Source organism: Paenibacillus sp. EB106-04-04-XG159 (assembly GCF_058791835.1).
Genome location: NZ_JBYTDY010000024.1, coordinates 18,319 through 36,265, shown reverse-complemented (window position 1 = coordinate 36,265; position 17,947 = coordinate 18,319). Strand labels below are relative to the sequence as shown.

The 17,947-nt window shown below is 46.1% G+C and carries 23 protein-coding genes; all 23 read left to right on the top strand.

The features are described 5' to 3' along the window. The first annotated feature begins 135 nt into the window (after positions 1-135). The 23 genes from rpoC (at position 136) to rpsH (ending at position 17,936) form a co-directional block, all read left to right on the top strand. Positions 136-3,753, top strand: a complete 3,618-nt coding sequence (rpoC, locus tag AC3WTP_RS21375; protein WP_492396650.1) for a DNA-directed RNA polymerase subunit beta' — start codon at positions 136-138, stop codon at positions 3,751-3,753. 168 nt (positions 3,754-3,921) lie between these two features. Further along, positions 3,922-4,173 (top strand): ribosomal L7Ae/L30e/S12e/Gadd45 family protein, encoded by a 252-nt coding sequence (locus AC3WTP_RS21370; RefSeq protein ID WP_492396649.1) that lies wholly within the window; start codon positions 3,922-3,924, stop codon positions 4,171-4,173. 141 nt (positions 4,174-4,314) lie between these two features. Then, positions 4,315-4,734, top strand: a complete 420-nt coding sequence (gene rpsL, locus AC3WTP_RS21365; RefSeq protein WP_458570859.1) for a 30S ribosomal protein S12 — start codon at positions 4,315-4,317, stop codon at positions 4,732-4,734. A 50-nt stretch (positions 4,735-4,784) separates the two neighbouring features. After that, complete coding sequence (gene rpsG, locus AC3WTP_RS21360) at positions 4,785-5,255, top strand: 30S ribosomal protein S7 (protein WP_492396648.1); 471 nt, start codon at positions 4,785-4,787, stop codon at positions 5,253-5,255. 56 nt (positions 5,256-5,311) lie between these two features. Further along, a complete protein-coding gene (gene fusA, locus AC3WTP_RS21355; protein ID WP_492396647.1) occupies positions 5,312-7,393 on the top strand; it encodes an elongation factor G in 2,082 nt (693 codons plus the stop codon). Between the two features lie 113 nt (positions 7,394-7,506). Next, positions 7,507-8,697: an elongation factor Tu gene (tuf, locus tag AC3WTP_RS21350; RefSeq protein ID WP_492396646.1), complete on the top strand. Its 1,191-nt coding sequence runs from the start codon at positions 7,507-7,509 to the stop codon at positions 8,695-8,697. Positions 8,698-8,989: 292 nt separating this feature from the next. Next, the gene (locus tag AC3WTP_RS21345; protein ID WP_492396645.1) at positions 8,990-10,348 is read left to right on the top strand and encodes a protoglobin domain-containing protein; all 1,359 of its coding nucleotides are present in this window, start codon (positions 8,990-8,992) and stop codon (positions 10,346-10,348) included. 359 nt (positions 10,349-10,707) lie between these two features. Continuing rightward, complete coding sequence (gene rpsJ, locus AC3WTP_RS21340) at positions 10,708-11,016, top strand: 30S ribosomal protein S10 (RefSeq protein WP_005544556.1); 309 nt, start codon at positions 10,708-10,710, stop codon at positions 11,014-11,016. Between the two features lie 52 nt (positions 11,017-11,068). Beyond that, positions 11,069-11,692 carry a 50S ribosomal protein L3 gene (gene rplC / locus AC3WTP_RS21335; RefSeq protein WP_492396644.1) on the top strand — a complete coding sequence of 208 codons (624 nt, stop codon included), beginning with the start codon at positions 11,069-11,071 and terminating at the stop codon, positions 11,690-11,692. Between the two features lie 25 nt (positions 11,693-11,717). Then, entirely contained in the window at positions 11,718-12,341 is a 624-nt protein-coding gene (rplD, locus tag AC3WTP_RS21330) for a 50S ribosomal protein L4 (protein WP_492396643.1), read from the top strand. After that, complete coding sequence (gene rplW, locus AC3WTP_RS21325) at positions 12,341-12,631, top strand: 50S ribosomal protein L23 (RefSeq protein ID WP_492396642.1); 291 nt, start codon at positions 12,341-12,343, stop codon at positions 12,629-12,631. Before rplD ends, rplW begins: the two co-directional genes overlap by 1 nt. 33 nt (positions 12,632-12,664) lie before the next feature. Next, positions 12,665-13,495: a 50S ribosomal protein L2 gene (gene rplB, locus AC3WTP_RS21320; RefSeq protein ID WP_492396641.1), complete on the top strand. Its 831-nt coding sequence runs from the start codon at positions 12,665-12,667 to the stop codon at positions 13,493-13,495. 72 nt (positions 13,496-13,567) lie between these two features. Next, on the top strand, positions 13,568-13,846 hold the full coding sequence (gene rpsS / locus AC3WTP_RS21315; protein ID WP_492396640.1) for a 30S ribosomal protein S19: 279 nt from the start codon (positions 13,568-13,570) through the stop codon (positions 13,844-13,846). A 32-nt stretch (positions 13,847-13,878) separates the two neighbouring features. Further along, positions 13,879-14,211 carry a 50S ribosomal protein L22 gene (rplV, locus tag AC3WTP_RS21310; protein WP_492396639.1) on the top strand — a complete coding sequence of 111 codons (333 nt, stop codon included), beginning with the start codon at positions 13,879-13,881 and terminating at the stop codon, positions 14,209-14,211. Between the two features lie 13 nt (positions 14,212-14,224). Then, positions 14,225-14,890, top strand: a complete 666-nt coding sequence (gene rpsC, locus AC3WTP_RS21305) for a 30S ribosomal protein S3 (RefSeq protein WP_458570870.1) — start codon at positions 14,225-14,227, stop codon at positions 14,888-14,890. A 3-nt stretch (positions 14,891-14,893) separates the two neighbouring features. Further along, entirely contained in the window at positions 14,894-15,328 is a 435-nt protein-coding gene (gene rplP / locus AC3WTP_RS21300) for a 50S ribosomal protein L16 (RefSeq protein ID WP_492396638.1), read from the top strand. Beyond that, positions 15,318-15,518 carry a 50S ribosomal protein L29 gene (gene rpmC / locus AC3WTP_RS21295; RefSeq protein ID WP_492396637.1) on the top strand — a complete coding sequence of 67 codons (201 nt, stop codon included), beginning with the start codon at positions 15,318-15,320 and terminating at the stop codon, positions 15,516-15,518. The genes rplP and rpmC overlap by 11 nt, the downstream gene beginning before the upstream one ends. A 60-nt stretch (positions 15,519-15,578) precedes the next feature. Beyond that, a complete protein-coding gene (rpsQ, locus tag AC3WTP_RS21290) occupies positions 15,579-15,845 on the top strand; it encodes a 30S ribosomal protein S17 (protein ID WP_458570873.1) in 267 nt (88 codons plus the stop codon). A 35-nt stretch (positions 15,846-15,880) separates the two neighbouring features. Further along, entirely contained in the window at positions 15,881-16,249 is a 369-nt protein-coding gene (gene rplN, locus AC3WTP_RS21285; protein ID WP_492396636.1) for a 50S ribosomal protein L14, read from the top strand. A gap of 39 nt (positions 16,250-16,288) precedes the next feature. Continuing rightward, a complete protein-coding gene (rplX, locus tag AC3WTP_RS21280; protein WP_458570875.1) occupies positions 16,289-16,642 on the top strand; it encodes a 50S ribosomal protein L24 in 354 nt (117 codons plus the stop codon). 26 nt (positions 16,643-16,668) lie between these two features. Continuing rightward, positions 16,669-17,211 (top strand): 50S ribosomal protein L5, encoded by a 543-nt coding sequence (gene rplE, locus AC3WTP_RS21275; protein ID WP_458570876.1) that lies wholly within the window; start codon positions 16,669-16,671, stop codon positions 17,209-17,211. Between the two features lie 108 nt (positions 17,212-17,319). Beyond that, entirely contained in the window at positions 17,320-17,505 is a 186-nt protein-coding gene (locus AC3WTP_RS21270; protein ID WP_458570877.1) for a type Z 30S ribosomal protein S14, read from the top strand. 32 nt (positions 17,506-17,537) lie between these two features. Then, the gene (gene rpsH / locus AC3WTP_RS21265) at positions 17,538-17,936 is read left to right on the top strand and encodes a 30S ribosomal protein S8 (RefSeq protein WP_458570878.1); all 399 of its coding nucleotides are present in this window, start codon (positions 17,538-17,540) and stop codon (positions 17,934-17,936) included. Positions 17,937-17,947: the final 11 nt, after the last annotated feature.

Below are 17,947 nucleotides of genomic sequence, written 5' to 3'. Positions count from 1 at the left end.
GGATGAGATCGGCAGACAGCTTCGGCGGTCTGCCTAATCTCTTACTTTGTGACCTAAGTTCACTAGGCCGTTCGCTGCCTCTCCAGGTAGGTAGAATGGTGATCTCAAGTACAGATTAAGGAGGGTCGCTCCTAGATGGACGTCAACAATTTTGAATATATGAAGATCGGACTCGCCTCTCCCGAGAAGATTCGATCATGGTCCCGAGGCGAAGTCAAGAAACCAGAAACGATTAACTATCGTACGCTTAAGCCAGAGAAAGAGGGCTTGTTCTGCGAGAAGATTTTCGGACCGACAAAAGACTGGGAATGTCACTGCGGTAAGTACAAACGTGTTCGCTATAAAGGCGTAGTTTGTGATCGATGCGGTGTTGAAGTAACACGTCAAAAGGTTCGTCGTGAGCGTATGGGACATATTGAGCTCGCAGCTCCTGTATCCCACATCTGGTATTTCAAAGGTATTCCAAGCCGTATGGGTCTGGCACTCGACATGTCACCGCGTTCGCTTGAAGAGATCATTTACTTTGCTTCATATGTTGTTACTGATCCAGAGGATACACCTCTTGAGAAGAAACAACTGCTCTCCGAGAAGGAGTACCGCAGCTACCGTGAGAAGTACGGTCCTGCATTCCAAGCCGGAATGGGCGCTGAAGCAGTGAAGAAACTTCTTCAAGATCTCGACGTTGACAAAGAACTCGAGATGCTGAAGGAAGAGCTTCGCACGGCTCAAGGCCAACGCCGCAACCGTGCAATTAAGCGTCTGGAAGTTATCGAAGCATTCCGCAACTCCGGCAACGAGCCGGAATGGATGATTCTCGATGTTCTTCCGGTTATCCCGCCAGAACTTCGTCCGATGGTACAATTGGACGGCGGTCGCTTTGCTACATCCGACTTGAACGACCTGTATCGCCGCGTCATTAACCGGAATAATCGACTGAAGCGCTTGCTTGATCTCGGAGCTCCGGATATTATCGTGCAGAACGAGAAGCGTATGCTTCAAGAAGCTGTTGACGCGTTGATCGACAACGGTCGTCGCGGTCGTCCAGTTACAGGTCCAGGTAACCGTCCTTTGAAATCCTTGAGCCATATGCTCAAAGGTAAACAAGGTCGTTTCCGTCAGAACTTGCTCGGTAAACGTGTTGACTATTCTGGTCGTTCCGTTATCGTAGTAGGTCCAAGTCTGAAGATGTATCAATGCGGTCTGCCAAAAGAAATGGCGCTTGAGTTGTTTAAGCCTTTCGTTATGAAGGAACTCGTTAACAAAGGTCTTGCTCACAACATCAAGAGTGCGAAACGCAAGGTTGAACGTGTCAGCCCTGAAGTATGGGACGTTCTGGAGCAAGTCATCCGTGAACACCCAGTTCTGCTGAACCGCGCGCCTACGCTTCACCGTCTTGGTATTCAAGCGTTTGAACCGATCCTTGTAGAAGGACGCGCGATCAAGCTTCATCCGCTCGTATGTACAGCGTACAACGCTGACTTCGACGGTGACCAGATGGCGGTTCACGTTCCATTGTCTGCTGAAGCTCAATCAGAAGCGCGCTTGCTTATGCTGGCTTCCGGCAACATCTTGAACCCTAAAGATGGCAAGCCTGTTGTTACACCGTCTCAGGATATGGTTCTTGGATCATACTTCTTGACGATGGACAACAAGGAAGCCAAAGGCTCAGGCATGATGCTGACTTCGATGAACGAGGCTGTGTCTGCTTATCAGCGTGAAGTGGCATCGCTGCATGCTCGCGTTGTCATTCCTGTTAAAGCCCTCGGCAAGACTTCGTTTACCGAGAAACAGCAGGATGCATTGCTTGTAACGACAGTTGGACGAATCATCTTTAACGAGATATTCCCTAAAGATTTCCCTTACATCAATGAGCCAACTAAGCGCAATTTGTTCGAGGGAACTCCTGAAATATACTTTATCTATGATAAAGGCGCCAATATCCGTGAGATCATGGACAGCATTCCGGAAACGGGAGCAGTCGGCAAGGATTATTTGGGTCAAATTATCGCTCGATGCTTTGAAGTATTCCATACAACAAAGACATCCGTCATCTTGGACGATATCAAGCAGCTTGGCTTCACGTATTCGACTCGTGCAGGGATCTCTATTGCGGTTTCAGACGTTATCGTACCGCAAGAGAAGGTTGAGTTGCTGAAGCAATCCGAAGAGAAGGTTCGCGTGATCACGAACCAATATCGTCGTGGTCTGATTACGAATGATGAACGTTATGACCGTGTTATCGAGGTGTGGTCTGAAACGAAGGACTCCATCACGAAGGTCCTCATGAAATCGATGGATCGCTACAATTCCATCATGCTTATGGTGGATTCCAAGGCGCGGGGTAACAAATCACAGATTACTCAGCTGGGCGGTATGCGTGGTCTCATGGCGAACCCGTCTGGTCGAATCATCGAATTGCCAATTAAATCGAACTTCCGTGAAGGCCTGACGGTCTTGGAGTACTTTATCTCCACTCACGGTGCTCGTAAAGGTTTGGCGGATACAGCGCTTCGTACGGCAGACTCGGGTTACTTGACTCGTCGTCTCGTTGACGTTGCGCAGGACGTAATCGTCCGTGAAGATGATTGTGGAACGGACAAAGGCTTTACAGTCAGCAACATTTCCGACGGTAAGGAAGTTATCGAGGGCTTGTATGACCGTATCGAAGGACGCTACTCCTTCCAGACGATTAAACATCCTGAGACTGGCGAGATTATCGTTAATCGCAATGAACTGATTGATTCAGATAAGGCTTCCGCTATCGTGGATGCCGGCATTAAAACGCTCCAGATCCGCTCCGTTCTTAGCTGCCGTGCGCGTCATGGCGTATGTAAGATCTGTTACGGACGCAACTTGGCAACTGGCAAGTTCGTTGAGATCGGTGAGGCAGTCGGCATTATCGCCGCGCAATCGATCGGTGAACCAGGAACGCAGCTCACGATGCGTACGTTCCACACCGGCGGTGTTGCGGGCGACGATATTACCCAAGGTTTGCCGCGTATCCAAGAGCTCTTCGAGGCGCGCAATCCGAAAGGTCAAGCGATCATCTCCGAGCTTGACGGCGTAATCAAGGAAATCCGCGAAACGAAAGATCGTCGCGAAGTTGAGGTTCAAGGTGAGGCAGAGTCGAAAGTCTATGCTGTAACCTATGGCTCACGTATTCGCGTACATGAAGGTCAAACGATTGAGGCGGGCGACGAGATTACGGAAGGCTCGATTGACCCTAAAGAAATGCTGCGCATTAAAGGTATTCGCGGCGTACAGAACTATATCTTGCAAGAAGTGCAACGCGTATATCGTAACCAGGGCGTTGAGATCAACGATAAGCACGTTGAGGTTATGATTAAGCAGATGCTTCGTAAAATCCGCATCATTGATGCTGGAGATACAACGCTTCTTCCAGGATCGTTCGTCGATATGCACGAGTACGAAGCTGCGAACAAAGAAGCGATCTTCAATGATAAAGAGCCAGCGGTTGCAAAACCGATCCTGCTCGGTATCACGAAGGCGTCTCTTGAGACAGATTCCTTCTTGTCGGCTGCATCCTTCCAGGAGACGACTCGTGTCCTGACAGATGCCGCTATCAAGGGTAAAGTCGATCAGCTGCTTGGTCTGAAGGAAAATGTTATTATCGGTAAGCTGATTCCTGCTGGTACAGGTATGAACCGCTACCGCAGTGTTAAAATAGTCAATCCATTGAACGAACAAATGGAAGAGGCTCTTGAGCATGCAGGTGTAGGTGCAGCCGAATAATCATGGCATATAGAAGCCGTGCAGTCCCGTCTATAGCAGGACTGTACGGCTTCACACATGCATTTTATAAAAATGTAGTAATAATCGGTTGACATCTAGTTACTGAAGTGATAATATATCGGAGTGTGCCCGAGACAACTGCCTGTGCTTTTGGAGGATTAAGCAACAATGTCTAATGATAAGAGTCTACAGGACTTGAAGGTTAAGATTGGGACAAGACAGACGATTAAGCTGGTTGAATCTAACCAAGCCGTCGAAGTTTATATCGCCTTGGATGCTGATGAGAAACTCATATCCAAGATAACTAGTCTTTGCAGCAAGCATGGTGTTAAATTGACGGAAGTCGAGACTATGCTAGATCTAGGCAAGGCGTGCGGTATAGATGTTGGTGCTGCCATGGCAGCAGTTATTAAAAAGTAGTGAACCTATGTTTTTGTTAAGGATGACGGAACAGATTCCGAGGCAAAAACTTTTCATTTGTTCATTTATGAACCACCTGGATCTGTGGGCTTGAATGAACGAATTGTAAAGGTGTTTATATCATGGGAAGGGGGTGGCAACATGCCAACTATTAACCAACTAGTTCGTAAAGGCCGTCAAGCTAAAGTAACGAAGTCCAAATCCCCAGCTTTGCAAAAAGGTTTCAATGCCTTGAAGCGTGAGGAAACGGATATCAGCGCTCCTCAGAAGCGTGGTGTTTGTACTCGTGTGGGTACTATGACTCCGAAGAAGCCAAACTCCGCACTTCGTAAATACGCTCGTGTTCGTTTGACGAACCGCGTAGAGGTTACTGCATATATCGGTGGTATCGGACACAACTTGCAAGAGCACAGTGTCGTTCTTGTTCGTGGTGGCCGTGTTAAGGACCTTCCGGGTGTTCGTTATCACATCGTTCGCGGTGCATTGGATACTGCAGGTGTTAACAACCGTATGCAAGCTCGTTCTAAATACGGTACTAAGCGTCCTAAAGCAAAAAAATAAGTTAATTAGTTCATGAGAATATCATGACTTTACGAGAAAGGGGGATACACATGCCACGTAAAGGTCCTGTTACTAAGCGCGACGTGTTGCCAGATCCGGTATACAACAGCAAGTTGGTTACTCGTTTGATCAACCGCATCATGATCGATGGTAAACGTGGTGTTGCTCAAACAATCTTGTATGATTCATTCAATATCATTCAAGAGCGCACAGGCAATGAGCCTATGGAAGTGTTTGAAGCAGCATTGAAAAATATTATGCCGGTCCTTGAGGTTAAAGCTCGCCGTGTAGGTGGTTCTAACTATCAAGTACCTATCGAAGTTAAACCAGAACGCCGTACATCCTTGGGATTGCGCTGGTTGGTTAACTACTCCCGCAACCGCGGTGAGAAAACAATGGAAGAGCGTCTGGCGGCTGAGATTATCGATGCTTCCAATAACACTGGAGCAGCAGTTAAGAAACGCGAAGACACTCACAAAATGGCTGAGGCGAACAAAGCATTTGCTCACTACCGCTGGTAGGATCAAAAGTTTATTGTTCTTGAATCAACAACCCATATTTGAAGGGAGACCACATTATGGCAAGACAGTTCTCTCTGGCAAATACGCGTAATATCGGGATCATGGCACACATTGATGCTGGTAAGACAACTACAACGGAGCGCATCTTGTTCTACACAGGCCGTACTCACAAAATTGGTGAGGTGCACGAAGGTGCAGCAACTATGGACTGGATGGAGCAAGAGCAAGAACGTGGTATTACGATCACATCCGCTGCGACAACTGCGCAGTGGAAAGGTCATCGCGTAAATATCATCGATACTCCGGGCCACGTTGACTTCACAGTTGAGGTTGAGCGTTCCCTGCGCGTATTGGATGGAGCCGTAGGTGTATTTTCTGCGAAGGAAGGCGTAGAGCCGCAATCAGAGACTGTATGGCGTCAAGCTGACAAGTACTCTGTTCCTCGTATTGCATACGTCAACAAGATGGACATCATCGGTGCTGATTACCTTAATGTAATTGGAACGATGAAAGATCGTCTGCAAGCGAACGCAGTTGCAATTCAATTGCCTATCGGTGCAGAAGATATCTTCACAGGTATCATCGACCTCTTTGAGATGAAAGCTCATATGTTCGTTGATGATCTTGGATTGAAGGATGAAGTAACAGACATTCCTGCTGAGCTTCAAGCACAAGCTGAAGAGCTTCGTATGGAAATGGTTGAGAAGATTGCTGAACTCGACGAAGACTTGATGATGAAATACCTTGAGGGTGAAGAAATTTCAGTTGAAGAACTGAAAGCTGCTCTCCGTAAAGGTGTTTGTAACGTTCAAATCTTCCCAGTAGTATGCGGATCTTCCTACCGTAACAAAGGTGTTCAACGCATGATCGACGCTGTTGTTGATTTCCTACCATCCCCACTCGATGTACCTGCTATCAAAGGTCATGTCGAAGGCGATGAGGAAACTGAAGTTGTTCGTCATTCTTCTGACGAAGAGCCTTTCGCAGCACTTGCGTTCAAGATCATGACTGACCCTTATGTCGGTAAATTGACGTTCTTCCGCGTGTATTCCGGTGTATTGAGCTCTGGCTCTTACGTTCTGAATGCAACGAAAGGTAAACGTGAGCGTATCGGCCGTATCCTTCAGATGCATGCTAACAGCCGCGAAGAAATCGACACAGTTTACTCTGGCGATATCGCAGCTGCTGTAGGTTTGAAAGATACAGGTACAGGTGATACACTGTGTGATGAGAAAGCTCCGGTTATCCTGGAGTCCATGAACTTCCCTGATCCAGTTATCCAGATCGCTGTTGAACCTAAGACCAAAGCTGACCAAGATAAAATGGCTACAGCTCTTGGCAAACTGACAGAAGAAGATCCAACTCTTCGTGCATACACAGACGAAGAAACGGGTCAAACGATCCTTGCTGGTATGGGTGAGCTTCACTTGGAGATCATCATCGACCGTATGCGCCGTGAGTTTAAAGTTGAGACGAATGTAGGTAACCCACAAGTTGCTTACCGTGAAACATTTAAACAAGCTGCTAAGGTTGAAGGTAAGTTCGTTCGTCAGTCCGGTGGTCGTGGTCAATACGGTCACGTATGGATCAATTTCGAACCGCAAGAACCAGGCGCTGGCTTCACCTTCGAGAACAAAGTTGTCGGTGGTGTCGTTCCTCGTGAATACATCGGTCCGGTTCAAGCTGGTATCGAAGAGTCCATGAAGAACGGCGTACTCGCTGGCTTCCCGCTCGTTGATATCAAAGCTACAATCTTCGACGGTTCTTATCATGATGTTGACTCCAGTGAAATGGCGTTTAAGATCGCTGGTTCTATGGCGCTTAAAGCTGCTAAGGAGAAATGTGCTCCTGTATTGCTCGAGCCAATCATGAAGGTTGAAGTTACGGTTCCTGAAGAGTACATGGGCGACGTTATGGGTATGCTGAACTCCCGTCGTGGTCGTATCGAAGGCATGGATTCCCGCGCAGGTGCGCAAGTAATCAATGCTAAGGTACCTCTATCCGAGATGTTTGGTTATTCCACAACACTTCGTTCCGGTACACAAGGACGCGGCGTGTTCTCGATGGAACTCTCTCACTATGAAGAGGTTCCACGCAACATTTCCGAACAGATCATTGCGAAGAACAAAGGCGAGTAATATCGCTTTGGTTTCGTAGATTAATTAACTATGGTCGGCGTACCGGATTTAATCTAGGATGTCGACCTCACATTCCAATATATTATTCCACTTATTAAGGAGGAATTGTTCAAATGGCAAAGGCAAAATTTGAACGTACTAAACCGCATGTTAACATCGGTACTATCGGTCACGTTGACCATGGTAAAACAACTTTGACTGCTGCAATCACAACTGTACTTTCCAAGCGTTATGGTGGTGCTGCAATCGCATTCGACCAAATCGACAAAGCTCCAGAAGAGCGTGAGCGCGGTATCACAATCTCAACTTCCCACGTTGAGTATGAAACACCTAACCGTCACTATGCACACGTTGACTGCCCAGGGCATGCTGACTATGTTAAAAACATGATCACTGGTGCTGCTCAAATGGACGGCGCGATCTTGGTTGTTTCCGCAGCTGACGGTCCAATGCCACAAACTCGTGAGCACATCCTTCTGTCCCGCCAAGTAGGCGTACCTTACATCGTCGTATTCATGAACAAATGCGACATGGTTGAAGACGAAGAGTTGCTTGAACTCGTTGAAATGGAAATTCGTGACCTTCTTTCCGAGTACGAATTCCCAGGCGACGATACTCCAATCATCCGTGGTTCTGCTCGTGAAGCGTTGCAAAACCCTGATGGCGAGTGGGCTGACAAAGTTGTTGAATTGTTCGAACAAATCGACACTTACATCCCTGAGCCAGAGCGTCAAACTGATAAGCCTTTCTTGATGCCTGTTGAGGACGTATTCTCCATCACTGGTCGCGGTACAGTTGCTACAGGTCGTGTAGAGCGCGGTACTGTTAAAGTGGGCGAAGAAATCGAAATCGTTGGTATCCAAGAAGAAACTCGTAAGTCTGTTGTTACAGGCGTTGAGATGTTCCGCAAACTTCTTGATTCCGCTCAAGCGGGCGACAACATCGGTGCTTTGCTCCGTGGTGTAGACCGTAAAGACATCGAGCGCGGTCAAGTATTGGTTAAACCAGGTACAGTTAAACCTCACACTGAGTTCACTGCATCTGTTTACGTACTGACTAAAGAAGAGGGTGGCCGTCATAAGCCATTCTTCACAGGCTACCGTCCACAGTTCTACTTCCGTACAACTGACGTGACTGGCGTTATCGACCTTCCAGAAGGTACTGAAATGGTTATGCCTGGCGACAACATCACTGTTACAGTTAAACTCATCAATCCAATTGCGATTGAAGAGGGTACACGCTTCGCTATCCGCGAAGGTGGCCGTACAGTTGGTGCTGGTGCAGTAGCAAGCATCCAAAAATAATTAAAGCTTAACGCTTTTTAAAGAGGAGTTACCCTAGAGGTAGGTAATCTACTTACAGGGTAACTCCCTTTTTATATAACCAAGTATTTCTGTTCATAACATTTTATTGATAAATTAATCACTGCAGGTTTACAGTTATTACTGTAATATCCTATAGCCGCACCTATTCTGTGAATATTCGACAGTAGTTGATTATGATTGCGGAATGAAGAATACAAAGTGCTCTGTGGCTGAAAGGTGTAAATGGAGCATCAGAATATGAATTCCTTCTGTAAATAAAGGAGAGTATCTAATGAGTAAATTTACACGTTGGTTACCAGTTAAGCGGAACAAGCTGCTTGCTTCCCCTGAGTCTGCAACTACTCAAGGTTCCGTGAGGTATTGGAAGTTAGATCAGAATAATAAGGCGAGTGAAGGAAGAATTATACTTGATCAAGATCATCCACTAAGGTTGCAAATTGATATGATTGAATTGACGGAAGAGGATCTGTCCATTTTACGCTGGATAAAGCCCTACATACTCGAATTTATGGATGAGATGACTGAATCCTTTTACAAAACGATTCTTGGTGTTGAAGAGTTGAAGCTCATTATCGAGAAGTACAGCACCATTGATCGTTTGAAGAAGACTTTGCGCCTACACATAGAAGAGATGTTCAACGGAATCATTGATGAGGAGTACGTACGAAAGAGATTAATGATAGCTACGAAACATCAAAAGATTGGTTTAGATACAAAATGGTATATTGGAGCTTTTCATAATCTCCAAAGTGAGTTGATAACCAAAATCATATTGCACATGCCAGATGCAGAGGTTGCTAACGAGGTGATTTGCGCAGTGAACAAAGTACTCAACCTTGAACAGCGACTTGTGTTGGAGATCTATGAAGAACAGTTTAGAGCGGAACGCGAGCAGCAATACAATCAAGTGAAGAATGAACTGAAGAATAATATATCGCATCTAAGCGAACAACTCGCACAGCTTACTCAAGAAACTAGCAATACGATAGAGGCACTTATCAAGCGAGGCATAGAAATCAACGAGACAGTGAAAGAATCCTCCATATCTGCTCACGAGGCGGAAGATAAGGCAGGCGAAGGCGAACATTTGATGGTTCAGTTTGTAGAAGGAATTCAAACTATTGATGCTAAGGCCAATGAGATGCACGAGAATGTTTCTATGCTAAGGGATACATCTGATCGCATCCGCTCGATCGTCTCAGCTGTTAAAGAGATTGCAGATCAAACGAATCTGCTGTCCTTGAATGCTTCAATAGAAGCAGCCAGAGCAGGCGAACAAGGCGCGGGTTTCGCGGTAGTGGCGAAAGAAGTAAACAAGCTGGCATCTCATACGAAGCAAACCGTCGCGGATATTGAGAAATTGATTGGCAACTCAGCAGATGTAACGAATACGGTCATTCACATGATCACAGAAGTGAAGAACAATGTGGATGGTGTTCGCGAATGGACGGGAGTGACCAACGATGCATTCCGTGATATTGTGGCGAAGTCGAGTATAAGCGCTTCTTCGATGAAGAACATGATGATCGAAATGAAAGAGTTGATGGAACTCATTCAGGGTATCGGTATATCGACGCAGCAAGTAGCTATATCCGCTGAGGAGCTTAACGAAACAACATTATCATTATAATAGAAGAGACTGTAATTATAATGGTCGAATAGGCTGTTGTTGAATCCCAACCATTACCGTAGCGATTAGGTGCTGCTTCATTATATAATGGCATAGTTCAATCAAGAAATAAGCATCCCTGTTGTGCAGACTTACTAATTTCTGTTGTTTAGTGATTAAATCATATAGCAATCTGAAAAATTAGAACAAAAGCTTGCATTTATCAGGGTGATTATATATAATAGTGAATGTTGTTCGTCGACGTTGCGATGAAGCGAGAGGTTACCGACACACCCGGCCCCTTTGCCATGGGTGGTGCGTAGGAAAATTTTCGCTGAGTATGTCCGATGCAAAATTGGGCGATTAAAGGAGGGAATATAATGGCAAAGCAAAAAATTCGTATCCGCTTGAAAGCATACGATCACAGAATTCTTGATCAATCCGCGGAGAAAATCGTTGAGACAGCGAAACGTTCCGGAGCTGGTGTTTCTGGTCCGATCCCGTTGCCAACGGAGAAGCAAATTATCACGATTCTTCGTGCGGTGCACAAGTACAAGGATTCTCGCGAGCAGTTCGAAATGCGCACTCATAAGCGCTTGATCGACATCGTGAATCCAACACCGCAAACGGTAGACGCGTTGATGCGACTGGACTTGCCGTCTGGTGTAGATATCGAAATCAAGCTGTAAGCTTGGAAAAAAATCGTAAGTACGGATTATGGAAAGGAAAAGAGGTGTCAACATGAAAGGTATCTTAGGAAAAAAACTCGGCATGACTCAAGTATTTACCGCTGAAGGTAATGTATTGCCGGTAACAGTTATCGAAGCTGGTCCTTGCGTCGTTTTGCAGAAAAAAGACGTTGAGAACGATGGTTACGAAGCTATCCAAATCGGCTATGCTGATAAAAAGGAAAAGCGCGCAACTAAGCCGGAAATCGGCCATGCGAAGAAAGCAAACACAGCACCTAAGCGCTACGTTAAAGAACTTCGTGGTGTAGAACTTTCTCAGTACGAAGTTGGCCAGGAGCTTAAGGCTGACATGTTCGCTGTAGGTGAATTCGTAGACGTAACAGGTATTTCGAGAGGTAAAGGATTCGCTGGCGTTATCAAACGTTGGGGACAAAGCACTGGTCCAATGGCACACGGCTCCCGTTACCATCGTGGTCCTGGTTCCATGGGTTCCATTCAAGCGAACCGCGTACCTAAAGGCAAACGCCTTCCAGGTCACATGGGTGCAGAAACAATCACAATTCAAAATCTTGAAGTTGTTAAAGTGGATACAGAACGTAACGTTATCCTCGTTAAAGGCTCCATTCCTGGTGCTAAGAACAGCTTCATTAACATTAGATCCGCAGTTAAAAAGTAATCGGTGAGGAAAGGAGGAGCTCAGAATGCCTAAAGTAGCAGTATACAACATCTCTGGTGCACAAGTTGGCGAGATTGAATTGGCTGACAGTGTATTCGGTATTGAACCAAACAAAAGCGTGCTTCACGAAGCAGTAGTTATGCAGCTTGCATCTCTGCGTCAAGGTACGCACAAGGTTAAAGGTCGTTCCGAAGTAAGCGGCGGTGGCCGTAAGCCTTGGAAACAAAAAGGAACTGGTCGTGCCCGTCAAGGTTCGATTCGTTCACCGCAATGGGTAGGCGGTGGTGTGGTATTTGGTCCAACACCTCGCAGTTATTCCTATAAGCTTCCTAAGAAAGTTCGCCGTCTGGCGATCAAATCTGCACTTTCTTCCAAAGTGTTAGAAAATCAAATTATCGTACTTGATGAGTTGACAATGAACGCTCCGAAGACGAAAGAATTCCAAGCGATTCTGAACAACTTGAAAGTGGATCGCAAAGCGCTTGTAGTAGTACCTGAGTACAACGACAACGTGGCGCTCTCCGCTCGCAACATCCCTTCGGTGAAATTGCTTGCGGCTGACGGAGTAAACGTTTATGACGTACTTCGCCACCAGAAGCTCATCATCACGAAGGATGCGGTTTCGAAGGTAGAGGAGGTGTTTGCGTAATGAAAGACCCTCGTGATATCATTAAGCGTCCGATTATTACTGAGCGTACTGCAGATATGATGGATGATCTTAAATACGTATTTGAGGTTGAGATCCGTGCGAACAAGACGGAAATCAAGAATGCCATCGAGCAGATCTTCAAAGTAAAAGTGGCAAACGTGAACACATTGCGTGTTCCGGCTAAGCCTAAGCGCTATGGTCGCTACAACGGTTACACAACAGAATGGAAAAAAGCATTCGTAACGTTGGCTAAAGACAGCAAGCCGCTTGAATTCTTTGAAACGGTATAAATAAACAAGTTCTGAAGTAAGGAGGGAAAACAAGTGCCTATCAAAAAGTACAAACCGACTTCCCCGGCTCGTCGTGGCATGAGCGTTTCTACGTTCGAAGAAATCACAACAAGCACACCGGAGAAATCCTTGTTGGCTCCACTTAGCAAGAAAGCGGGCCGCAATAACCAAGGTAAGATTACGATCCGTCACCAAGGCGGCGGTCACAAGCGTAAATACCGCGTGATCGACTTTAAACGTACAAAAGACGGCATTCCAGGCCGCGTTGCTACAATCGAGTATGATCCAAACCGCACATCGAACATCGCGTTGATCAACTACGCTGACGGTGAGAAGGCTTATATCATTGCTCCTAAAGGTTTGAAAGTAGACGATGTTATCATGTCTGGTGCTGGCTCTGATATCAAGATCGGTAACGCATTGCCGCTCGAAAATATCCCTGTAGGTACAGTTATCCACAACATCGAATTGCAACCAGGTAAGGGCGGTCAGCTCGTTCGCGCAGCTGGTACGGAAGCTCAATTGCTTGGTAAAGAAGATCGTTATGTAACAGTTCGCTTGTCATCTGGTGAAGTTCGTAAAGTGTTGAAAGTTTGCCGCGCTACTATCGGTGCTGTAGGTAACGGAGACCACGAACTCATTAAGATCGGTAAAGCTGGACGCAGCCGTTGGTTGGGCAAACGCCCAGTTGTCCGCGGGGTTGTTATGAACCCGGTTGATCACCCACACGGTGGTGGTGAAGGTCGCGCGCCTATCGGCCGCAAATCGCCAATGTCTCCATGGGGCAAACCGACTCTCGGTTACAAGACGCGTAAAAAAGGTAAGCAATCCGATAAATACATCGTTCGTTCTCGCACGAAGTAACATTTATCTGGTTAAATACTTGAGCAACGTAACAAGCGATGCAAACAAGTTTCGCGAAGGGAGGATTTACACATGGGTCGCAGTTTGAAAAAAGGACCATTTATCGATGGTCACCTGATGAAGAAGGTAGAAGTGTTGAACGAAGGCGGCAAGAAAGTCGTGATTAAGACTTGGTCCCGTCGCTCCACAATTTTCCCACAATTCATCGGACATACGTTTGGGGTTTATGATGGCCGCAAACACGTGCCTGTGTACGTAACTGAAGATATGGTAGGTCACAAACTCGGTGAGTTCGCTCCTACTCGTACGTACAAAGGTCATGATGATGATAAGAAAACGGGTAAACGATAAATCGAACTTAGCATTCGAGGGGAGGTACTACTATGCAAGCTAAAGCACATGCGAATAATGTTCGCATCGCTCCTCGCAAAGTCAAGCTCGTTATCGACTTGATCCGCGGAAAGCAAGTGGGCGAGGCAATCGCAATTTTGCGCCATACGCCAAAGTCGGCGTCCCCAGTGGTAGAAAAATTGCTTAATTCTGCGATTGCAAATGCAGAGCATAACTATCAAATGGACGTAAACAAGCTTGTTATTGAGCAAGTTTACGCTAATGAAGGTCCGACAATGAAACGCTTCCGTCCACGTGCTATGGGACGTGCAAGCCGTATCAATAAGAGAACAAGCCACATCACGATCGTGGTATCCGAGAAATAAGGAGGGAAAACGTGTGGGTCAAAAGGTAAATCCCGTCGGATTACGTGTAGGTATTATCCGAGATTGGGAATCCAAATGGTACGCTGAAAAAGATTTCGGCACACTGCTTATCGAAGACGTTAAGATTCGTGAGTTTCTGAAGAATAAACTGAAAGAAGCTGCGGTATCTAAAATCGAGATCGAACGTGCCGCTAATCGCGTGAACGTAACGATCCATACCGCTAAACCGGGCATGGTAATCGGTAAAGGCGGTTCCGAGGTTGAAGCACTTCGTCGTGAAGTAACTAAGATTGCTGGCGACAAGAAAGTACACATCAACATTTCGGAAATCAAAACTCCAGATCTGGACGCTATCCTGGTTGCTGAGAGCATTGCACAGCAATTGGAACGCCGCGTTTCTTTCCGCCGCGCGTTGAAACAAGCTATTCAACGTACAATTCGCTCTGGTGCGAAAGGTATTAAGACAGCGGTTAGTGGTCGTCTTGGTGGAGCTGAAATTGCTCGTTCGGAAGGTTACAGCGAAGGAACTGTACCACTTCATACGCTTCGCGCTGACATTGATTATGGAACGGCAGAAGCTCATACAACTTATGGCCGTATCGGCGTAAAAGTATGGATCTATCGTGGAGAGGTACTTCCTACGGCTAAGAAAAAGGCTGTTGAGGAAGGAGGCAACTAAATCATGTTGGTACCTAAACGTGTCAAACATCGTAAACAACAACGCGGTAGCTTGAAAGGTCAAGCAAAGGGCGGCACAACAGTTAACTTCGGTGAATACGGTTTGCAAGCTCTTGAGCCAACTTGGATCACGAACCGTCAAATCGAGGCTGCGCGTATTGCAATGACTCGTTACATCAAACGTGGCGGTCAAGTATGGATTAAAATTTTCCCTGATAAACCAATCACGCAAAAGCCGCTTGAGGTTCGGATGGGTTCCGGTAAAGGTAACGTTGAGAAATGGGTTGCCGTAGTTAAGCCAGGCAAGATCATGTTCGAACTTTCCGGAGTATCTGAGGAAATCGCTCGCGAAGCGATGCGTCTTGCAGCGCACAAGTTGCCTATTAAGACGAAGTTCGTGAAGCGCGAAGAAATGGGTGGTGAAGCAAATGAAAGCTAATGAATTTCGTAACTTGACCACTGCTGAACTCGAACAAAAAGTTGCAGGATTCAAGGAAGAACTCTTCAACCTCCGTTTCCAATTGGCTACTGGACAGCTTGACAACCCAACACGCATCCGTGACGTACGTAAAGCAATTGCTCGTGCTAAAACGGTATTGCGCGAAAGAGAACTTGGGATTAGCGGTTAATTAAAGTCGTGTCATGACTGACTATATTCATCCTGTTACCAGGAAGGAGGCATTACACTCATGAGTGAACAACGTAACGCTCGTAAAGTGCAAATCGGCAAAGTTGTCAGCGATAAAATGGATAAAACAATCGTTGTAGCGGTTGAAACATACAAGAAGCATGACTTGTACCACAAACGCATCAAATACACGAAAAAATTCAAATCGCATGACGAAAACAATGAAGCTAAAATCGGCGATACTGTAAAAATCATGGAGACTCGCCCGCTGTCCAAAGACAAGCGCTGGAGACTCGTTGAGATCGTTGAAAAAGCTGTTATCGTTTAATGTTTCGGTAGTTTAGCCGAAAGGAGGAAACCACAATGATTCAACCATTTACACGTTTAGCTGTAGCAGATAACTCTGGTGCTAAAGAATTGATGTGCATTCGTGTCTTGGGTGGTACTGGACGTCGCGTAGGCCACATCGGAGACATTATCGTGTGTTCTGTCAAGCAAGCAACACCAGGCGGCGTTGTCAAAAAGGGTGACGTTGTTAAAGCTGTTATCGTTCGTACGAAGCGTTCGGTTCGTCGTAAAGACGGTTCCTACATCGCATTCGACGAGAATGCAGCGGTTATCGTAAAAGAGGACAAAGGACCACGCGGAACACGTATTTTTGGACCTGTTGCTCGCGAACTTCGCGACAAAGACTTCATGAAAATCGTTTCCCTGGCACCGGAAGTTATCTAATTAGCTTGCCCGCTTGGCAAGACTCAGGAGGTGTAACACATGCCACGAACTAAAAAAGTTCTCGAGTCGCATAACAATAAATTGCACGTTAAGAAAGACGACACGGTTATCGTTATTACCGGTAAAGACAAAGGTAAAAAAGGCCGCGTCATCGCAGCGTATCCTCGTATGAACCGCGTTCTTGTAGAAGGCGTAAACATGGTTAAGAAGCATCAGAAGCCTAACCAAAGCAATCCACAAGGCGGAATCATCGAGCAAGAAGCTCCAATCCACGTATCGAACGTTATGCACGTGGATCCGAAGTCGGGCAAAGTAACACGTATCGGTTACAAAGTGTTGGAGAACGGCAAAAAAGTACGTGTTGCGAAACGCTCCGGCGAAATCATCGACTAATCGCTAAGAAAGGAGGTCCATTCTAAATGGCAACTCGTTTAAAAGAACGCTATTTGAACGAAATTACTCCTGCTTTGATGCAGAAGTTTAATTATACGACTGTAATGCAAGTCCCTAAAGTTGAGAAAGTCGTTATCAACATGGGTATGGGTGAAGCGGTATCTAACTCTAAGGTCTTGGACGTTGCAGTTGCTGAAATGCAATTGATCGCTGGTCAAAAGCCAGTAATCACTCGTGCTAAGAAATCCATCGCTGGCTTTAAGCTTCGTGAAGGAATGCCGATCGGTGTTAAAGTGACATTGCGCGGTGAGCGCATGTATCACTTCTTGGACAAATTGTTCAACGTAACACTTCCACGTGTACGTGACTTCCACGGTATCTCGAACAAGGCATTTGACGGTCGCGGTAACTACACACTCGGTTTGAAAGAGCAGATCATCTTCCCTGAGATCGAGTATGATAAAGTTGATAAAGTACGCGGTATGGACATCGTCATTGTAACGACAGCTAAGTCGGATGAAGAGTCCCGTGAACTATTGACGCAGCTCGGCATGCCTTTTGCGAAGTAATTCGTGAAACTTAGATTAAGTCATCGTTAATCGATGAATAGGATAAATGGACAATGAATTTGTCCGAGGACTATTCGTCCCGACAAATATCATAGGAGGTGTCAACACGTGGCAAAAACTTCGATGCTCGTCAAACAGCAACGTAAACCGAAGTTCAAGGTGCAAGCATACACTCGTTGCGAGCGCTGTGGTCGTCCGCATTCTGTGTTGCGTAAGTTTAAAATTTGCAGAATTTGTTTCCGCGAATTGGCATACAAAGGCCAGATTCCTGGCGTTAAAAAAGCAAGCTGGTAATATACCCTTTTTCGGGAAGGAGGTTCACACTAATGGTTATGTCTGATCCAATTGCAGATATGCTTACTCGCATTCGCAATGCTAATACAGTACGTCATGAAACAGTGGAAATGCCGGCTTCTACAATGAAGAAGCAAATCGCTGAGATCTTGAAGCGTGAAGGCTTTATCCGTGATGCTGAATACATCGATGACAACAAACAAGGGATCATCCGTATCTTCTTGAAGTACGGTGCGAACAATGAACGTGTCATCACTGGTTTGAAACGTATCTCTAAGCCAGGCCTTCGCGTGTACACGAAATCCAACGAGGTACCTCGCGTACTTGGCGGACTCGGAATCGCGATCATTTCTACGTCGAAAGGCGTTGTTACAGACAAAGAAGCTCGCCAAAGCAAATCCGGCGGCGAGGTTGTTTGTTACGTTTGGTAATAAACAGTAGA

Bases quoted from the DNA above. Each gene is read 5' to 3' on its own strand.
- rpoC (WP_492396650.1), top strand. From the start codon at position 136: ATGGACGTCAACAATTTTGAATATATGAAGATCGGACTCGCCTCTCCC.
- rpsL (WP_458570859.1), top strand. From the start codon at position 4,315: ATGCCAACTATTAACCAACTAGTTCGTAAAGGCCGTCAAGCTAAAGTA.
- AC3WTP_RS21345 (WP_492396645.1), top strand. From the start codon at position 8,990: ATGAGTAAATTTACACGTTGGTTACCAGTTAAGCGGAACAAGCTGCTT.
- rplX (WP_458570875.1), top strand. From the start codon at position 16,289: ATGCCACGAACTAAAAAAGTTCTCGAGTCGCATAACAATAAATTGCAC.
- rpsQ (WP_458570873.1), top strand. From the start codon at position 15,579: ATGAGTGAACAACGTAACGCTCGTAAAGTGCAAATCGGCAAAGTTGTC.
- rpsJ (WP_005544556.1), top strand. From the start codon at position 10,708: ATGGCAAAGCAAAAAATTCGTATCCGCTTGAAAGCATACGATCACAGA.
- rpsG (WP_492396648.1), top strand. From the start codon at position 4,785: ATGCCACGTAAAGGTCCTGTTACTAAGCGCGACGTGTTGCCAGATCCG.
- rplN (WP_492396636.1), top strand. From the start codon at position 15,881: ATGATTCAACCATTTACACGTTTAGCTGTAGCAGATAACTCTGGTGCT.
- rplP (WP_492396638.1), top strand. From the start codon at position 14,894: ATGTTGGTACCTAAACGTGTCAAACATCGTAAACAACAACGCGGTAGC.
- rplW (WP_492396642.1), top strand. From the start codon at position 12,341: ATGAAAGACCCTCGTGATATCATTAAGCGTCCGATTATTACTGAGCGT.
- rpsS (WP_492396640.1), top strand. From the start codon at position 13,568: ATGGGTCGCAGTTTGAAAAAAGGACCATTTATCGATGGTCACCTGATG.
- rplE (WP_458570876.1), top strand. From the start codon at position 16,669: ATGGCAACTCGTTTAAAAGAACGCTATTTGAACGAAATTACTCCTGCT.
- rplV (WP_492396639.1), top strand. From the start codon at position 13,879: ATGCAAGCTAAAGCACATGCGAATAATGTTCGCATCGCTCCTCGCAAA.
- fusA (WP_492396647.1), top strand. From the start codon at position 5,312: ATGGCAAGACAGTTCTCTCTGGCAAATACGCGTAATATCGGGATCATG.
- AC3WTP_RS21370 (WP_492396649.1), top strand. From the start codon at position 3,922: ATGTCTAATGATAAGAGTCTACAGGACTTGAAGGTTAAGATTGGGACA.
- rpsH (WP_458570878.1), top strand. From the start codon at position 17,538: ATGGTTATGTCTGATCCAATTGCAGATATGCTTACTCGCATTCGCAAT.
- rplD (WP_492396643.1), top strand. From the start codon at position 11,718: ATGCCTAAAGTAGCAGTATACAACATCTCTGGTGCACAAGTTGGCGAG.
- tuf (WP_492396646.1), top strand. From the start codon at position 7,507: ATGGCAAAGGCAAAATTTGAACGTACTAAACCGCATGTTAACATCGGT.
- rpmC (WP_492396637.1), top strand. From the start codon at position 15,318: ATGAAAGCTAATGAATTTCGTAACTTGACCACTGCTGAACTCGAACAA.
- rplC (WP_492396644.1), top strand. From the start codon at position 11,069: ATGAAAGGTATCTTAGGAAAAAAACTCGGCATGACTCAAGTATTTACC.